15 protein-coding genes are annotated in these 17,414 nt (G+C 65.5%); 10 read left to right on the top strand and 5 right to left on the bottom strand.

What is annotated here, in order from left to right; genetic code table 11:
- Positions 1-97: 97 nt before the first annotated feature.
- Entirely contained in the window at positions 98-649 is a 552-nt protein-coding gene (locus FBY33_RS15480) for a type II toxin-antitoxin system PemK/MazF family toxin (protein ID WP_142031316.1), read from the bottom strand.
- A 172-nt stretch (positions 650-821) separates the two neighbouring features.
- Between FBY33_RS15480 and lepA the strand changes: the two genes are divergently transcribed.
- Positions 822-2,678 (top strand): translation elongation factor 4, encoded by a 1,857-nt coding sequence (lepA, locus tag FBY33_RS15475; protein WP_200831398.1) that lies wholly within the window; start codon positions 822-824, stop codon positions 2,676-2,678.
- Between the two features lie 25 nt (positions 2,679-2,703).
- On the top strand, positions 2,704-3,933 hold the full coding sequence (gene hemW, locus FBY33_RS15470; RefSeq protein WP_142031315.1) for a radical SAM family heme chaperone HemW: 1,230 nt from the start codon (positions 2,704-2,706) through the stop codon (positions 3,931-3,933).
- 32 nt (positions 3,934-3,965) lie between these two features.
- On the opposite strand, the gene FBY33_RS15465 is transcribed toward hemW, so the two are convergent.
- A complete protein-coding gene (locus tag FBY33_RS15465) occupies positions 3,966-4,376 on the bottom strand; it encodes a DUF4870 domain-containing protein (protein ID WP_142031314.1) in 411 nt (136 codons plus the stop codon).
- 152 nt (positions 4,377-4,528) lie between these two features.
- On the bottom strand, positions 4,529-5,380 hold the full coding sequence (locus FBY33_RS15460; RefSeq protein ID WP_142031313.1) for a DUF3097 domain-containing protein: 852 nt from the start codon (positions 5,378-5,380) through the stop codon (positions 4,529-4,531).
- Positions 5,381-5,552: 172 nt separating this feature from the next.
- Here FBY33_RS15460 and hrcA point away from each other — a divergent pair, with 172 nt between their 5' ends.
- The 3 genes from hrcA to FBY33_RS15445 all read left to right on the top strand — a co-directional run bounded on the left by hrcA (position 5,553) and on the right by FBY33_RS15445 (position 8,557).
- Entirely contained in the window at positions 5,553-6,566 is a 1,014-nt protein-coding gene (gene hrcA / locus FBY33_RS15455; protein WP_142031312.1) for a heat-inducible transcriptional repressor HrcA, read from the top strand.
- Between the two features lie 87 nt (positions 6,567-6,653).
- Positions 6,654-7,781: a molecular chaperone DnaJ gene (gene dnaJ / locus FBY33_RS15450; protein WP_142031311.1), complete on the top strand. Its 1,128-nt coding sequence runs from the start codon at positions 6,654-6,656 to the stop codon at positions 7,779-7,781.
- 2 nt (positions 7,782-7,783) lie between these two features.
- Positions 7,784-8,557 carry a 16S rRNA (uracil(1498)-N(3))-methyltransferase gene (locus FBY33_RS15445; protein WP_142031310.1) on the top strand — a complete coding sequence of 258 codons (774 nt, stop codon included), beginning with the start codon at positions 7,784-7,786 and terminating at the stop codon, positions 8,555-8,557.
- On the opposite strand, the gene FBY33_RS15440 is transcribed toward FBY33_RS15445, so the two are convergent.
- Positions 8,550-9,467, bottom strand: coding sequence for a GerMN domain-containing protein (locus tag FBY33_RS15440; RefSeq protein ID WP_142031309.1), 918 nt, complete (start codon positions 9,465-9,467; stop codon positions 8,550-8,552). The two genes, FBY33_RS15445 and FBY33_RS15440, sit on opposite strands and share 8 nt — an antisense overlap.
- Before the next feature lie 396 nt (positions 9,468-9,863).
- On the opposite strand from FBY33_RS15440, the gene FBY33_RS15435 reads away from it, so the two are divergent.
- From FBY33_RS15435 to FBY33_RS15415, 5 genes are all read left to right on the top strand, one after another.
- Complete coding sequence (locus FBY33_RS15435) at positions 9,864-10,952, top strand: PhoH family protein (protein ID WP_142032926.1); 1,089 nt, start codon at positions 9,864-9,866, stop codon at positions 10,950-10,952.
- Positions 10,949-11,422 (top strand): rRNA maturation RNase YbeY, encoded by a 474-nt coding sequence (gene ybeY / locus FBY33_RS15430; RefSeq protein ID WP_018769271.1) that lies wholly within the window; start codon positions 10,949-10,951, stop codon positions 11,420-11,422. The genes FBY33_RS15435 and ybeY overlap by 4 nt, the downstream gene beginning before the upstream one ends.
- On the top strand, positions 11,419-12,750 hold the full coding sequence (locus FBY33_RS15425; RefSeq protein WP_142031308.1) for a hemolysin family protein: 1,332 nt from the start codon (positions 11,419-11,421) through the stop codon (positions 12,748-12,750). The genes ybeY and FBY33_RS15425 overlap by 4 nt, the downstream gene beginning before the upstream one ends.
- Positions 12,734-13,693 (top strand): GTPase Era, encoded by a 960-nt coding sequence (gene era / locus FBY33_RS15420; RefSeq protein WP_056336755.1) that lies wholly within the window; start codon positions 12,734-12,736, stop codon positions 13,691-13,693. Before FBY33_RS15425 ends, era begins: the two co-directional genes overlap by 17 nt.
- A 97-nt stretch (positions 13,694-13,790) precedes the next feature.
- A complete protein-coding gene (locus tag FBY33_RS15415) occupies positions 13,791-15,380 on the top strand; it encodes an LCP family protein (protein ID WP_142031307.1) in 1,590 nt (529 codons plus the stop codon).
- A gap of 78 nt (positions 15,381-15,458) precedes the next feature.
- Here the strand turns inward: FBY33_RS15415 and FBY33_RS15410 are convergent, their stop codons facing one another.
- Positions 15,459-17,411, bottom strand: coding sequence for a M13 family metallopeptidase (locus tag FBY33_RS15410; RefSeq protein WP_142031306.1), 1,953 nt, complete (start codon positions 17,409-17,411; stop codon positions 15,459-15,461).
- Positions 17,412-17,414: the final 3 nt, after the last annotated feature.

Here is a 17,414-nt window from a genome sequence, read left to right as displayed (position 1 = left end):
ATACCTATGGCGGCCAGCCATCAGTGACCGTCGACCTGCACGGACACACAGCAATAAAGAATAGCAGGTCAGCGGCGGCACTGGCCATTTGGGGCACTCAGGTCCAGCCGTGTCGCCGGCGCAGCCCCGACGCCACTTTTTCAAACCGCGCCCTGTCCAGCACTGCGCCCTCCCGCCGGATGCTGTCCGGGCGGATCTGCAGGATGCGGTCCAGCCGCACTTCGCTGGCCCTGCCCTGGTTGTCCCAGTCGCCCGCACCAAGGTCAACGTACTCAGCGGACGCCGAACCGGCGGGAACCCTGTCCCTGCTGGTCAGCATCAGCCCCAGGAGGAATGGGCCGTTATGCCCCACCAGCAGAACGGGCCGGTCCTTCCCCTTGCTGTGGTCCTCTTCATAGGGGACCCAGGCCCACACCACTTCGCCCGGATCCGGATCGCCATCCGGCTGCGGGGCATACCGGGCGACGACCAGGCCCCGGTAATCACCCGGATACCCGGTGGTGCTTGCAGGGGCACTGCCGCCGGGTGCGGGGCGCTTGCCGCCCGGACCTTTGTCCCGGCCGGGTACCGGCGGGGTGGAGCGCTGTTTTTGCAGTATGCGCAGGCCGCGGCGGACCGCGTTTCCAAGGGAGCGGAGATCGATGGCCATCGCGTAAGCCTATCGGCGGGGGCTCCGCCGACATACGCTGTACGGCCCTGTCAGGATGCGGTGCGGGGGTCCGGGACGTGGGACACTGGATGTTCAAGATGTGCGGCTGGACCGCTGGCGCCTTTCGTGTGCCTGCCGGTGGCTGCAGAAATGCCAACAGTAAGGACCCTGCGTGTCTCCCATGGCCCGCACCGCACCGGTGCCCGCCGCGACAGATCCGGCCATTATTCGGAACTTTTGCATCATCGCGCATATTGACCACGGCAAGTCCACCCTGGCTGACCGGATGCTGCAGTCCACCGGGGTGGTCCAGGCCCGTGACATGAAGGCCCAGTACCTGGACCGGATGGACATCGAGCGCGAACGCGGCATCACCATCAAATCCCAGGCGGTCCGCATGCCGTGGGAGGTTGACGGCATCAGTTATGCGCTGAACATGATCGACACTCCCGGCCACGTGGACTTCACCTACGAAGTGTCCAGGTCCCTGGCGGCCTGCGAGGGCGCAATCCTGCTGGTGGATGCGGCGCAGGGCATTGAGGCCCAGACGCTCGCAAACCTGTACCTGGCCATGGAAAACAACCTCACCATCATTCCGGTGCTGAACAAGATCGACCTGCCTGCGGCGCAGCCCGAAAAGTACGCAGCCGAGCTGGCCAGCCTGATCGGCGGGGAACCGGAGGACGTCCTGCGCGTCTCCGGTAAAACCGGCGTCGGCGTGGAAGCCCTCCTGGACAAGATTGTCCGCGACCTGCCTGCGCCCAAGGGCGACCCCGATGCGCCGGCCCGTGCCATGATCTTCGACTCGGTGTACGACACCTACCGCGGCGTGGTGACTTATGTCCGCGTGATGGACGGCATGCTCCACCCGCGCGAGCGCATCCAGATGATGTCCACCAGGGCCTCCCACGAGCTTTTGGAAATCGGCGTCAGCTCGCCGGAACCCACACCCTCCAAGGGCCTTGGCGTCGGTGAAGTGGGCTACCTCATCACCGGCGTGAAGGACGTCCGTCAGTCCAAGGTGGGCGACACCGTCACCAACCTGGCCAAACCGGCAGCCCAGTCGCTCCCCGGCTACGCCGACGCCAAGCCCATGGTGTTCTCGGGCCTGTACCCGCTGGACGGCGCCGACTACCCGGTGCTCCGTGACGCGCTCGAAAAGCTCATGCTCAATGACGCCGCGCTGGTGTACGAACCGGAGACCTCCGCTGCGCTCGGCTTCGGCTTCCGGGTGGGCTTCCTGGGACTCCTGCACCTTGAGATCACCCGCGAACGCCTGGAGCGCGAATACAACCTCGACCTCATCTCCACCGCACCGAACGTGGAGTACGAGGTAACCCTTGAGGACAAGAAGGTTGTCCGGGTGACCAACCCCAGCGAGTACCCCTCCGGCAAGATTGCCGAGGTCCGCGAACCGATGGTGTCCGCCACCATCCTGGCGCCCAGCGAATTCGTTGGCGCCATCATGGAACTGTGCCAGGCCCGCCGCGGCGTCCTGGGCGGCCTGGACTACCTCTCGGAGGACCGGGTGGAAATCCGTTACCGCCTGCCGCTGGCCGAGATTGTCTTCGACTTCTTCGACATCCTGAAGTCGAAGACCCGGGGCTACGGCTCCCTCGACTGGAAAGCCGATGGCGAGCAGGTTGCCGACCTGGTGAAGGTGGACATTATGCTCCAGGGCGAACAGGTGGATGCCTTCAGCGCCATCACGCACCGGGACAAGGCGTATGCCTACGGCGTGATGATGACCGGCAAGCTCCGCGAACTCATCCCGCGGCAGCAGTTTGAGGTACCCATCCAGGCAGCGATCGGCTCCAGGATCATCGCCCGCGAAAGCATTCGTGCCATCCGCAAGGATGTGTTGGCGAAATGCTACGGCGGTGACATCTCGCGCAAGCGCAAGCTGCTGGAGAAGCAAAAAGAAGGCAAGAAGCGCATGAAGATGGTGGGTACGGTGGAGGTGCCGCAGGAGGCATTCATCGCCGCCCTCACCACCGACGAATCAAAGGACAAGGCCAAGAAGAAGTGACCACCGCGCAGTGGGGGACCCGCTGATGCCCAGCGTTCTTCCCCTCGGTGACCCGGCGCCGTCGGACGGTCTGCTGCCTCCGCAGGCAGCGGACGGTGCGGCGGACCGCGCGTTCGGGTTGTACGTCCACATCCCGTTTTGCGCTGTGCGCTGCGGCTACTGCGACTTCAACACGTACACCGCCACGGAACTCGGCGGCGGAGCCTCACAAGATGCGTATGCCGGCACGGCAGCCGCAGAGGTGGCGTTGGCAGCGAAGGTGCTTTCCGCGTCGGGCGTTCCTGCCCGGAAGCTGGGCACCGTCTTTTTTGGCGGCGGCACACCCACGCTGCTGCCCGCGGAAGATCTGGCCATGATCCTTCGGGCCGCGATCGACCAGTGGGGCATTGAGGACGGCGCCGAGGTCACCACGGAGGCGAACCCGGATTCGGTCACACCCGAGTCCCTTGCCGTCCTGAAGGAGGCCGGTTTCACCAGGGTCTCCTTCGGCATGCAGTCCGCCGTTCCGCACGTCCTCAAGGTCCTGGACCGCACGCACACCCCGAGCCGTGTGCCGCAGGTGGTGCAGTGGGCGCGCGAGGCAGGACTGGCTGTCAGCCTCGACCTGATCTACGGGACGCCGGGGGAGTCGCTGGCCGACTGGCGCCACTCCCTGGAGACCGCGCTCTCCTACGGGCCGGATCACATCAGCGCGTACGCGCTGATCGTCGAGGAGGGCACCAAGCTGGCCGCGCAGATGCGCCGGGGCGAGGTTCCTGGAATCGACGACGACGACCACGCCGACAAGTACGAGCTCGCCGACCAGCTGATCACCGAGGCCGGACTTGGCTGGTACGAGGTCAGCAACTGGGCCCGGACTCCGGAACAGGCCTGCCGCCACAACCTGGCCTACTGGCGGGGCAACGACTGGTGGGGAATCGGCCCGGGCGCGCACTCCCACGTGGGCGGGGTCCGCTGGTGGAACGTCAAGCACCCGTCGGCCTATGCGAACAGGCTGTCCCAGGGGCTCTCGCCCGCCGCCGGCCGGGAAACCCTGGACGCGGAAACCAGGAACCTGGAGCGGGTCATGCTGGAAGCGCGCCTGCAGTCCGGCCTGGACCTCTCGACGCTTAGCGCCGGGGGACGGCACGCGGTGGCCGGGCTTATCGCTGACGGCCTGGTGGATCCCGCCGTTGCGTTCCGCGGCCGACTGGTCCTCACCCTGAAGGGCAGGCTCCTGGCAGACGCAGTGGTGCGCCGTGTCCTGCCGGACTGACGCCCTGCGGGGCGTGGATCCTCCTGCTGCCGCTACTTGATCCAGCGCAGGTTGTACTGGTAGCGGTGCGGCTGGCCCCGGTTGACGTGGATCCCGGCGGCGACGGAGAAGCACGTGAGCGCCACCCAGATCAGTGTGGCAATAACCGCGAAGATGTTCCCGACGTAAGGGATGAACACCAGGATGTTGGCCAGCACGGCGGCAATGGTGGGCGGCAGGCTGAAGTTCAGCGCTTCCTTGGACTCCTGGGCAGTGAACGGTCCACGGTCGCGGAAGATCAAATAGATCAGCAGTGACGGGACGCAGCCCAGGATCCCGCCGAAGTGCGCGAGTGTTGCCCACTGGCGGTCTTCGCTGGCCGTAAGCGGCAGGGCATTGGCGGGGACGCCATGGTACTCGGAACGGCCCTGGCCGTCCCTGTGATCACGTGCGTTTTCTGCCACAGTCTGTTCCTTCGAAGGTGCAAGTGGTGCTGGGTACGGATTCCGGCGGCTGCAGTGCGGGAAAACGCATGCAGTGCCGGAAAAATGCTGCAGTGCCTCAAATAAGGAACCGCACTATCAAGAATACTGGGTCCCGGCCGGCCTCCCGCCCTTCAGGGCACGGTCAGGAAATCGATCACTTCTTCAACCCTGCCCAGCAGGGAAGCTTCGAGGTCTGCATACGTGCGCACGGCGCCCAGCAGTTTCTGCCACCCAAGGCCGATATCTTCCTTGGTCGCGTGGGGCCAGCCGAAAGCCTTCAGGATCCCGGTTTTCCAGTCCTGGCCGCGGGGTACGGCAGGCCAGGACTCGATCCCAAGGACAGCGGGACGGATCGCCTGCCATACGTCCACGTACGGGTGTCCAACGATCAGGACGTTCCCTGCGGCACCCGGGGAGGCCATGACGGCTTCCGCGATGCGGGACTCCTTGGAATCGGGAACCAGGTGGTCCACCAGGACGCCGAGCCGGCGGCCGGGCCCGGGCCTGAAGTCCGCCACGGCTGCGGCCAGATCGTCAATGCCGTGCAGGGGCTCGACGACGATGCCTTCCACCCGGAGGTCGTCTCCCCAGACTTTTTCCACCAGTTCGGCGTCGTGCTTGCCTTCCACCCAGATCCGGCTGGCTTTGGCGACCTGGGCACGCCGTCCGGCCACCCGTACCGATCCTGAGGCCGTCCTGCCCGCCGCCGGGCCTGCGGCGGCAGGCCGTGGCGCCGGCGGCATCAGCCGGATGGGCCGGCCTTCAAGGAGGAAACCGAACCCAAGACGGAAGGAACGGGACTTTCCCCGCCTGTCCTCCAGCGCCACCACATGCATCCCGCCGGATTTCTCAACCCGGGTCACGGCACCCACCCAGCCGGACTGCACTTCCTCGAGCACCATTCCGCGCTCCACGGGAACCTCAGGCAGTTCCGTCCGCGCGGGAGCCGATATGCCCCGTGGGCCCCAGTTCTGGTAATCCATGGATTCGATCCGCCTAGCGCTAGGTCCTCAGCCCCGGAATTCCGCCCGGAGCGGTACCAATGCTAACAACGGGCCGAGGCATAATAGACTGTTAGCACTTGGGCATGTCGAGTGCTAACAGTGGGTTGCATCGGGAGGGGCATGCGCCCCGAACCATGGATGGAGGTGGAGAGTGAGCGAGCCACGCAAGCTGGAAGTACTGCGGGCCATCGTGGAGGACTACGTCCACTCCCGCGAGCCGGTTGGGTCCAAGGCCCTGGTGGAGCGGCATCATCTTGGTGTTTCCAGCGCCACCATCCGCAACGATATGGCCGCCTTGGAGGACGAGGGGCTGATCACCGCGCCGCATACCAGCGCCGGCCGGATTCCCACTGACAAGGGCTACCGGCTCTTTGTCGACCAGATCTCGGCTGTCAAGCCGCTCTCGGCCGCCGAGCGCCGCGCCATCCAGTCCCTGCTCGAAGGCGCGGACGATCTCGACGACGTGCTGGAACGTACGGTCCGGCTGCTGTCCCAGCTGACCAACCAGGTCGCCGTGGTGCAGTATCCGCACCTGAGCAGGGCACTTGTCCGCCATATCGAATTCGTCCTGCTCGCCCCCCGCAAGGTCCTTGTGGTCCTGATCGCCAACAGCGGCAAGGTGGAGCAGCGGGTGTTCGACGTCGGGCAGGACCTTGGGGACGACGCGCTGGCTGAACTGCGCACCCGGTTCCTTGGCGCGCTGGCCGGAACACCGCTGAGCCAACTGGCCCTGGCGCTGCCCGCCGTCGTGGCTGCAACCCCGCACCCGCAGCGGCAGGCGGCACACGCACTGGCGCTCGGGCTGGAGGGACTGGCGCAGAACAGCCGGGAAGACCGGATGGTCATGGCAGGCACCGCCAACCTCGCCAGATCCAACGTGGACTTCCCGCTGAGCATCGGCCCCGTGCTCGAGGCGCTTGAGGAGCAGGTGGTGATGCTGCGGCTATTGAGCGAAATGGCCCAGGACCACCGCGGCGTCGCTGTCAGCATCGGAAGGGAGAATCCGTACGACGGCCTTGCCGAGGCCTCCGTCGTGGCCACCGGTTACGGTCCGGACAGCGCCGCGAAAGTAGGGATCCTCGGGCCCACCCGGATGGACTATCCCACCACCATGGCCGCCGTCAGGGCAGTGGCGCGCTACCTTTCCAGGATTTTGGGGCCCTGACTCTTAACCGCCGGAGCCTGCTCCGGCAGGGAAGCAAGAGCCGGGCCGCCCAACTGAACGAAGTACAACAAGGAAGAGATACGAACTTTGAGCAGCCACTATGACGTCCTTGGAGTCTCACCCGAAGCTACGGGCGAAGAAATCAAAAAGGCCTACCGCAAGCTGGCCCGCACCCTTCACCCTGACGTAAACCCCGGCGCGGACGCGTCAGAACGGTTCAAGGCAGTAACCCACGCCTACGAGGTGCTTTCCGATCCCCAGAAGCGCCGGATCTACGACACCACCGGCAACGAGAACGGCACGGACAACGGCTTCGGCGGAGCAGGCTACGCAGGCCAGGGCTTCGCGTTCCAGGACATTTTCGACACCTTCTTCGGCGCCGGCGGCACGTCCGGTCCGGCCTCGCGTGTCCGGCGCGGCCAGGACGCCCTCATCAGCGTACGGATCGACCTCCGGGACGCCGTGTTCGGCGTCAACAAGAAGCTCGAAGTGGACACCGCCGTGGTCTGCCCCACCTGCGACGGATCCTGCTGCCGCCCCGGCACCCATCCCGAACGCTGTGACATCTGCGGCGGCAGCGGCCAGGTCCAGCGGGCCGTCCGCTCCATCCTCGGCCAGGTCATGACGGCGGCTCCCTGCGGCACCTGCGAAGGTTTCGGCACGGTCATCAAGGACCCCTGCAACGAGTGCAGCGGCCAGGGCCGTATCCGCAGCCGCCGGTCACTGACCATCAAGGTTCCCGCCGGCGTGGCCACCGGAACCCGGATCCAGCTCTCCGGACAGGGTGAAGCCGGCCCCGCGGGCGGTCCGGCCGGTGACCTGTACGTGGAGATCCGCGTTAACAACGATGCCACCTACGTGCGGGAAGGCGACGACCTGCACGCCACCCTGCACATCCCCATGACGGCGGCTGCCCTGGGCACGGACGTCAGCCTGGAAACCTTTGACGGCACCCAGGAGATCGACGTCAAGCCCGGAACCCAGTCGGGGGAGATCATCACCCTGCGCGGCCTCGGAGTTACGCACCTCAGGGGCTACGGCCGCGGCGACCTGAAGGTCCATCTCCAGGTGGACACCCCCGCCAGGCTCGACTCCGCGCAGGAAGACCTCCTGCGCCAACTCGCCAAGCTCCGCGGTGAACAGATCACCGAGGGCAAGCTCGCTGCCAGCGGCAGTATGTTCTCCAAGCTCCGGGACCGGCTCGGTAACCTGTAGCGGTGAGCAACCCCGTCTTCTTCACATCCGCCGGGTCGTTGACCGGTATGGCTGCCGGCCAACTCTTCGTCCTCGAGGGCGCCGAGGCGAGGCATGCGGTCACCGTCAAGCGGCTGTCCCCGGGCGAGGCGGTGGACATTGTCGACGGCGCCGGCACCCGGCTGACCGGGAAAGTGGTCTCTGCTGCCCCCTCCGGCCTCGAGGTGGAGTGTGGAACCCTGACCGCGGAAGACAAGCCGGACATCCGGCTGGTGCTGGTCCAGGCACTGGCCAAGGGCGACCGTGACGAACTGGCCATCGAGACGGCCACCGAACTGGGCATCGACGCCGTCATCCCCTGGCAGTCAGAACGGTCCATCGTCCGCTGGAAGGGCGATCGGGCCGCCCGGGCCCACGCCAAATGGGAATCCTCCGTCGCCGCAGCCGCCAAACAGGCACGCCGTGCCTGGATTCCCGAGGTGCGGCCCGCCGTCGACACCGCCGGGCTTTCGGCTGCCGTGGAGGCCGTCGACCTGGCTGTCATCCTGCATGAAGACGCCGTACGCCCGCTGCGCACGGTCCTGGAGGGGTGGCAGTCGAATGCCGGCACCGGGCCCCGTGAAATCCTGCTGATCGTCGGCCCGGAGGGCGGCATCAGTCCGCGCGAAGTAACGAAACTCTGCGATAAAGGAGCTGTGACCGCCCTGTTGGGTCACCATGTCCTGCGGTCCTCCACGGCCGGGCCGGCCGCCGTCGTGCTTGCCAGCGACGTCCTTGGCCGCTGGACGGCTACCTGACCTTAAAGGACCTGGTGTCCTCGTTCCGGTCCGGTTCCCCTGGGGACCCGGCCTGGGCCACCCGGAGCACGTAGTCGCCGGGCGGAAGGTTGAGGGCCAGCGTGAAGACGCCGGCCTGCCCCTGTTCCGCCCCTGCCGTGGTTTCGCCGGTGAGGAAGGGCGCCTTGCTGCCGCCGTCCGGCGACTGCAGGATCTGCCAGCGGAGCTTCGCCCCCGGGGATGTGCTGCGGCCGGTGATCTTGACGCTGCCCCCCGGAACCTCGGCGCTCTCCTGGGGATCAATGATCCAGACCGGGGCCACCAGGCCGGCGGCACGGGTCATCAGCGCGCCCAGCTGGACGGTGCCAAAGGCCACATAATCGGTGTGCCCGTCCACAAGGATGCGGACCCGGATCTGCTGGCCGGTGTCGATCAGGCCTGAACTGGCGGCAGCAGCGGTTGCCGTGTAGATGAGTTGCTGGATGGCGCGGGCAGCCATGTCGGCGTCGAGATTGCTGTTGAAAGCGTCGGCGGAGACGTCCACGGTGATGACGTCCTTACCCGAAATCGAGGTGGCGAGTTTGTCCGGGTTCTGCCATGGCGTGAAGAAGTCAGGGTCCAGCGGCTTCTCCGACATCATGGCCCGGAGGGCGCGGGTGACGGGGTTCTCCTGCTCCGGGACATCACGGAATTCCCGGTAAAGAAAGATGTTCCCGCCGCTGCGGCCGATCCAATAGACCGGGGCCTTGTTCGAGGACTGCGTGGTTTCCAACGGGGCGCTCGTGGAAAGCGTGTCGGGCATGGTACCGCCCGTGGCCGGGACCGACGCGACGGTGCCGGTGGGTGCGGGACCGCCCTCGGCCGTGCAGGCTGCCAGGACCGGAACCAGAACCAGGATTCCTGCCAGGACGGCGGGGCGGAGACGTCCCATGGGTCGTCCAGCCCTTTCGGGCGCAGAGGTTTCCGGCACTGTCCTGCCCTTGTCCTTTCCTGGCGTGGCGGGCCGATCCCCCTGGCGGCCTGGTGTCCCAGCTGATGCTGGATTTCCAGCATTACATAGTGGCGCAGCCGCTCCGGCGCTCTTTGCCTCCTCGGGGGCAACTGCAACGGGAACGATATGAGGCCGATATGAAGTTGATACCTAAGGCCGCATCCGCGCACTCCTTGTTGCTGTTCCGTGGCGGCGCGGTATCCGGCCAGGGCCCGTGCTGGCGTAAGATGGAGGGATCGCTGGGGCAAGGAGTACCGGGCAACGGGCGCCGGCATCAGCCAAAGCAAACAAGTGATGTCGATCTTTGAGGGGACCACAGGCCTGCGGGCCAGCACCATGACTGAATCAGCGAATGGTAAGCGCCGGCTCAACACGGGCGACGGCAGTCCGGGGGAATTCCCGCACTCCCTGCCCGGCACCCGGACGGAAGTAGTCCTCTTTGAGAACACCGACCAGATGGTTCAATCACTCGGCAGCCATGATGAGGCGCTGCGGTTCATCGAAGAACAGTTCCCGGACGTCAATTTCCATGCCCGCGGCAACGAACTGTCCATCAGCGGGCCCTCAGGTGACGTGCCCCGGATCATGCGGCTCCTCCAGGAGGTCCGCGGCCTGGTGGCCCGCGGCACAGTCATCACGCCTGCGGTGCTGCAGCAGCTGGTGTCCCTCCTGCGAACCCAGTCGCTGCAGAATCCCGTGGATGTGCTCACCCACGACATCCTCTCCAGCCGCGGCAGGACCATCCGGCCCAAGACGCTGAACCAGAAGAACTACGTTGACGCCATTGACGCCAACACGGTGATCTTCGGCATCGGCCCCGCAGGCACCGGCAAGACCTACCTTGCCATGGCCAAAGCCGTCCAGGCGCTGCAGCAAAAAGAGGTCAGCCGGATCATCCTGACCCGCCCCGCCGTCGAGGCGGGGGAGCGGCTTGGGTTCCTCCCGGGCACGCTGAGCGACAAGATCGATCCCTACCTCCGGCCGCTGTACGACGCCCTGCACGACATGATGGACCCCGAATCCATCCCGCGCCTCATGGCAGCCGGCACCATCGAAGTGGCGCCGCTGGCCTACATGCGCGGCCGGACCCTTAACGACGCCTTCATCATCCTCGACGAGGCGCAGAACACCACGCCGGAACAAATGAAGATGTTCCTCACCCGCCTCGGTTTCGGATCCAGGATGGTGGTCACCGGGGACGTCACCCAGGTGGACCTGCCGTTTGGCACGCGTTCCGGACTCCGGATCGTCGAGGAAATCCTGCAGGGCATCGAGGGCGTGAGCTTCTCTGTCCTGGATGCCGCCGACGTGGTTCGGCACCGTCTCGTCGGGGACATTGTCAACGCGTACAGCATCTGGGATGAAGCCCAGCGGAACCGGGTCAAGCATTCGGCAAGCCGGGAAAAACGGGGGGAACACGCGTGAGTATCGAGGTGAACAACGAGTCCGGCGTCCAGGTGGAAGAGTCGGAGCTCGTTGCCCTGTCGCGGTACATTTTTGAGCAGCTCTACATCCATCCGCAGGCCGAACTGTCCATCCTCCTGGTGGATGAGCCGGCCATGGAGAAGCTGCACATTGAACTGATGGATGAACCGGGCGCCACGGACGTGCTCTCGGTGCCCATGGACGAACTGACACCGGGGACGCCCGACCGGCCCACACCCCAGGGCATGCTCGGCGATATCGCCATCTGCCCGCAGGTGGCGAAGGTCCAGGCCCGGAACGCCGGCCACTCCCTGCAGGACGAGATGCTGCTGCTGGCCACGCACGGCATCCTCCACCTGCTCGGATACGACCATGCCGAACCGGAGGAAAAGGCCGAGATGTTCGGGCTCCAGCGGGAACTCCTGTCCGGCTTCACCGGCAAAGAAGCACCTGCCGAGACCACCCAGTGACGCAATTGCTCCTGGTCGCGGTGGCATTGGTCTTCCTTGCCGTTGCGGCCCTGCTGACAGCGGCCGAAGCCGCCTTCAGTTTCCTTCCCCGGCACGACGCCGAAGAAGCGCTGCACAAGAGCCGCGGGGCCGCCATGCGGCGCATCCTTGCCGAGCCCGTCGCCCACACCAGGGCGCTGCGGTTCTGGCGCGTCTGGTTCGAGATGGCTTCCGCGGTTGCCGTCGCCGTCCTGATCGCCAGCCTGCTGGACAACGTCTGGCTCGCCGGCCTGGTGGCCACCGGCATCATGGCCCTCCTGGGGTTCGTGATCGTCGGTGTTTCACCCCGCCAGCTCGGCAGGTTGCACTCCACGGCCGTGGTCCGCTTCACCGCCCCGTTGGTCCGGTTCCTCACCAGCGTGCTGGGACCGGTTCCGGGCTGGCTTGTGGCCTTGGGAAGTTCAGCAGCCCCCGGGGCTCCCGGCGGTGACGACGCATTCTTCAGCGAGCAGGAGTTCCGTGAACTCGTGGACCGGGCCAGCGAATCCGACATGATCGAGGACGCTGAAGCGGAGATGATCCAGTCCGTCTTCGACTTCGGCGACACCTTGGTACGGGCCGTCATGGTTCCCAGGACAGACATCGTCAGCATCGAGGCCGGCTCCAGCCTGCACCAGGCGATGTCCCTGTTCCTGCGGTCGGGGTACTCGCGGATCCCGGTCATCAACGAAAACACGGACCATATCCTGGGGATCATCTACCTCAAGGATGTTGCCGCGGTAATCCACCAGCTGGGCACGGACCAGGAGCCGCCGCTGGTGGAGTCGCTGGCCCGCGAGGTGCGCTACGTGCCGGAGTCCAAGCCCGTCAGCGACCTCCTGCGGGAACTGCAAAAGGAGTCCACTCACGTCGCCATCGTGATCGACGAATATGGCGGCACCGCGGGACTAGTCACCCTCGAGGACCTGATCGAGGAAATTGTCGGCGAGATCGTGGACGAGTATGACACCGAGAGCGCGGAAGCCGTCGCGCTGGGGAACGGGTCCTACCGGGTCAGCGCCCGTATGGGCATCGACGATCTCGGTGAGCTCTTCGACCTGGAAATCGACGACGACGAGGTGGACACCGTAGGCGGCCTCCTCGCCAAGGCTCTTGGCCGCGTCCCCATTGTTGGCAGCAGCGTCGAAGTGCAGGGTGTTTCGCTGCGCGCGGACCGGCTTGAAGGCCGGCGGAACCGGGTCAGCCATATCATTGCGGCGCCGGTACCAAGAGTAGAGACTGACCTTGAAGGCCTCCTGGAAGAGGCCGAAGCAACCCAGCAGGGAGTTCCACGTGAGCAAGAAAAGTAAGGCTGCGGCCACGGACGACTTCGGCGGATTCCGCGCCGGGTTCTCGGTCCTCGTCGGCAGGCCCAATGCGGGCAAGTCCACCCTGACCAACGCGCTGGTGGGCAGGAAGGTGGCCATCACCTCCGCCAAACCGCAGACCACGCGGCACACCATCCGCGGCATCGTCCACCGCGAGGACGCCCAGCTGATCCTGGTGGACACGCCGGGCCTGCACCGTCCCCGCACCCTGCTCGGCAAGCGCCTGAACGACCTCGTCGCGGATACCCTCGCGGAAGTGGATGCCATCGGTTTCTGCCTGCCGGCCAACGAGAAGATCGGCCCCGGCGACAAGTTCATCGCCGCTCAGCTTGCCGCCGTCGGCCGCAAACCGGTGATCGCCATCGTCACCAAGGCTGACCTCGTGGACAAGCAGGCGCTCACGGAACAGCTCCTCGCAGTGGCGGCACTCGGCCGTGAGGTGCTGGGGGAGGACGGCTGGAAGGACATTGTTCCGGTGTCCGCCACGGACGGTTTCCAGGTGGAAACAGTCGCCGACGTGCTGATCAGCCACATGCCGCCGTCGCCTCCGCTGTACCCGGACGGCGAACTGACGGATGAGCCCGAGGCAGTCATGGTGGCGGAACTGATCCGCGAAGCAGCCCTTGAGGGTGTCCGGGACGAGCTTCCGCACTCCCTGGCCGTGGTGGTGGAGGAAATCGTCCCCCGGGAGGACCGGCCGGACGACAACCCCCTGCTGGACGTGCGCGTCAACCTCTACGTCGAACGGCCATCCCAGAAGGCCATCATCATCGGCAAGGGCGGCAGCCGGCTGCGTGAAGTCGGGACCAATGCCCGCAAAGGCATCGAAGCACTCCTGGGCACGCGCATCTACCTGGACCTCCACGTCAAGGTGGCCAAGGACTGGCAGCGCGACCCGAAACAGCTGGTCAAACTGGGCTTCTGATCCACGAAAAGAACGTTCACAGGAGCGCGGCAGGCAAGATTTCCAGACTGGACCACTAAGATGGACCGGATTTCGTATTTAGAGGAAGGTTCACCACGTGGGTCGAGGCCGCGACAAACGCGACAACGAGGCTGACCTGTCAGCCGAACCGGGACCGGTATCCCGCCACGCGGACAGCCATGATGTAGGTGCCGCGCGTCACCTTGGCCCGCTGCGTGGGATGCCGCCGTGGCTCAAAGCCGTGACAGCTTTGGTGGCGTTGGTCCTGGTGGCCGGGATCGTCTTTGCGGGGTTCTGGTTCTTTCGGTTCCAAAGCAACATCTCCAAGGCGCCGCTTAATGCCGGCGGTGAGGGCACGGAGTCGCCGGGGAACGATGCCACGGGCAGACTGCAGATCCTGATTCTTGGCTCGGACACGCGTGACGGCAAGAACTCCGGATACGGCACCGCCGATGATTCCACCGGCTACGGCAAGTCCGATGTGATGATGCTGATGGACATCTCCGAGGACAACAAGCGCGTCAACGTCATCAGCTTTCCCCGCGACCTGCTGGTGGACCTTCCCGACTGCAAGGACAAGAAGACCGGCAAGGACTACCCCGCCCGCACGGGCGTGATGATCAATGAGGCCATGAGCGAGGCAGGCATCGGCTGCGCTGTGGACACCGTCAACAAGCTCACCGGCATGCAGGTGGACCACTTCATGATGGCGGACTTCAACGCCGTGAAGGAACTTTCCAACGCGGTGGGCGGAGTTGAAGTCTGCATCAGCGACGCCGTCTACGATCCTGATTCCCGGCTGCGGCTGCCCGCCGGAACATCATCCGTCCAGGGTGAGATGGCGCTTGCCTTCCTCCGCACCCGCCATGCTTTCGCCGATGGCGGCGACCTGGGCCGCATCAAGGCGCAGCAGGGTTTCCTCTCGTCGCTGACCCGTAAAATCAAGGACGACGGAACACTTTCCGACCCCGCGAAGATGCTGAAGATCGCGGACGTCGTCACCCAGAACCTGACAGTGGATGATGGGCTGGCCTCGGTCCCCACGCTGCTGACGATCGGCAACCGGCTCAAGGACATCGATATCGGCAAGGTCGCGTTTGTGGCGGTACCCACGGCGCCGGCGCCCCTCGATCCCAACCGGCTGGTCATCGCCGAGCCTGCGGGCGCACAGCTTTTCTCGGCAATGCGGAAGAACGTGGACCTGACCGACCCCACGGCCCCCACCACGCCGTCACCCACTGAGACGGCAACGCCCTCTCCCGCCCCCACGGAAACCACCCCGCCCGTGCCGCCCTACAACAAAGCCATCCAGCCCGTGACCGTTGCCAACGGAAGCGGCGTGAACGGCCGGGCCCAGGAAATCGTGCAGGCGTTGGTGGCGGGCGGCTTCACCCAGACAGGCCAGTTCCTTGCGCAGCCAGTGGCCAAGACAGCGGTGTATTACGGCAATGGGTTCGAGGACGTGGCAGCCGACGTCGCCGCGTTGCTGGGCATTCCTGCCACCCTGATGATTCCGGCTCCGGCCGTGTCGGGTGTACAGGTCTATATTGGCAGTGACTTCCCTTCCGGCACCGCCTACGAAGCTGGTGGCAGTCCTGGGGCCGCCCTGCCCCAGGACATTGTCAACCAGACCGCGGGGGACAAGGTCTGCCAGCAGGCCAACCCCGAACTGATCGTTCGCCAGTAGCGTTTAGGGCTGCAGCAACCGCAGGCAACAAAATGGGGCTCCGCCGGCAACGGCGGGGCCCCATTTTGCGCTATGGCTCTACCAGATGCTGACCCGCTCGGCGGGCGGCATCCACATGCCGTCCTCTGCGGTAACCTCGAACGCTTCGTGGAACGGGTCCAGGTTCCTGGCGATGGCATTGGTGCGGAACTCGTTGGGGGAGTGGGGATCGGTGGCAAGGCGCCGGATCGCTTCTTCCTGCCGGATAACCTGCCGCCAGCCTGCCGCCCAGGAGGCAAAGAAGCGCTGCTCACCGGTCAGCCCGTCCAGGACCTCCGGTTCCTTGCCGTCCAGGCTGATCCGGTAGGCCTTGTAGGCGATGGTCAGGCCTGCGAGGTCGCCAATGTTCTCGCCAAGCGTCAGGCGGCCATTGACATGGTGTCCGGGCGCGGCGGTGGGGGAGAGCGCGTCGAACTGGGCCACGAGCCGCGCCGTCAGCGCCTCAAAGGCCTGGCGGTCCTGGTCCGTCCACCAGTTGCGGAGGGCTCCGCCGCCGTCGAACTGTGAGCCCTGGTCATCGAAGCCGTGCCCAATTTCGTGGCCGATGACCGCACCGATGCCGCCGTAGTTAACGGCGTCGTCGGCGTCGGCGGTAAAGAACGGCGGCTGCAAAATGGCTGCAGGGAAGACAATTTCGTTCATCATCGGGTGGTAGTACGCGTTGACCGTCTGCGGCGTCATCAGCCACTTGTTCCGGTCCACCGGCTTGCCCACCTCGTCCAGGTGCCTGTCGACGTCGGCATTGTGTGCGCGTTCGACGTTCCCCAAAAGATCCTGGGGATCGATTTCCACGGCTGAATAATCGATCCACTCGTCCGGGTAGCCGATCTTGGCCCGGAAGGCCTCCAGCTTCCGGAGGGCCTCGGCTTTGGTGTCCCCGCCCATCCAGCCCACGTCGTTGATGCTGCGGCGGTAGGCCTCAATCAGGTTGTCAACCAGGATCTGCATCCGTGCTTTGTGGGATTCGGGGAAATGGCGTGCCACGTAGATCTGGCCAACGGCTTCACCCAGTGCAGCTTCGACGACGGCCACACCGCGCTTCCACCGGTCCTTGTTGCGGGGCGTGCCGCTGATCGTGGTGCCATAGAAGGCAAAATTGGCGTCCACGAACGCTGATGACAGGTAGGGTGCCGCGGCGCTGATGACGCGCATGGCCAGCCACTCCTGCCAGGTTGCCACTGGAACTTCGTCCAGGAGCCGGGCTGCACCCGTGAAGAAGTCAGGGGTGCTCACCACGATTTCCGTACGTTTGTCCTCTTCGATTCCCGCAGCTTCGAACCACGTGGCCAGGAGCGGGAACAGCGCGCCGGCTTCATCCGCCGTCTTCAGGTTGTAGGTCTTCTGTGGATCCCGGAGGGTGACGTTGTCCCAATGGTGGGACGCGAGCTTCGTTTCCAGTCCGACAACCCGCCCGGCCGCACCGTGGGGATCGGCTACCCCCGCCAATTCGAACATCTTCTCCACGTGCGCGGTGTAGGCCGAAACGATCGGAGCAAACTTCTCTTCCCGGTAGTAGGACTCGTCGGGAAGGCCCAGGCCGCCCTGCCCAGTGTACAACAGGACGCGGTCGGGGTTTCCCGCATCGGGGGCGGGGTAGATGTAGAAAAGCCCGCCCACGTCCGCCCGGAACAACCGGCCCGCCAGTGCGATGAGCTCCGATACCGAGCCGGTGGCGAACGCATCGCCGAGCCGCTCCCGGATGGGATCCATGCCCTTGCCTTCAACGGCTGCTTCATCCATGAAGCTGTTGTACAGGCCGCCGATTTTCCGTTCGATCCCGCTGGCGTCCGCGCCCTTGGCCGCAGCCTCCTCGATGATGTCCCGGACGGCGATCTCGGCCCCATCGCGAAGAGCGGTGAAGGTTCCCTCCAGTGGCCGGTCGTCAGGAATCTCGGTGGCTTTCAGCCAGGCGCCGTTGACGTGCTGGTAAAGGTCATCCTGCGGCCGGACTGTGTCATCAATGGTGGACAGATCGATCCCCGAAATGGGCACTGC

Source organism: Arthrobacter sp. SLBN-112 (assembly GCF_006715225.1).
Classification (GTDB): Bacteria; Actinomycetota; Actinomycetes; order Actinomycetales; family Micrococcaceae; genus Arthrobacter.
This window is presented reverse-complemented; position numbering and strand designations above follow the sequence as displayed.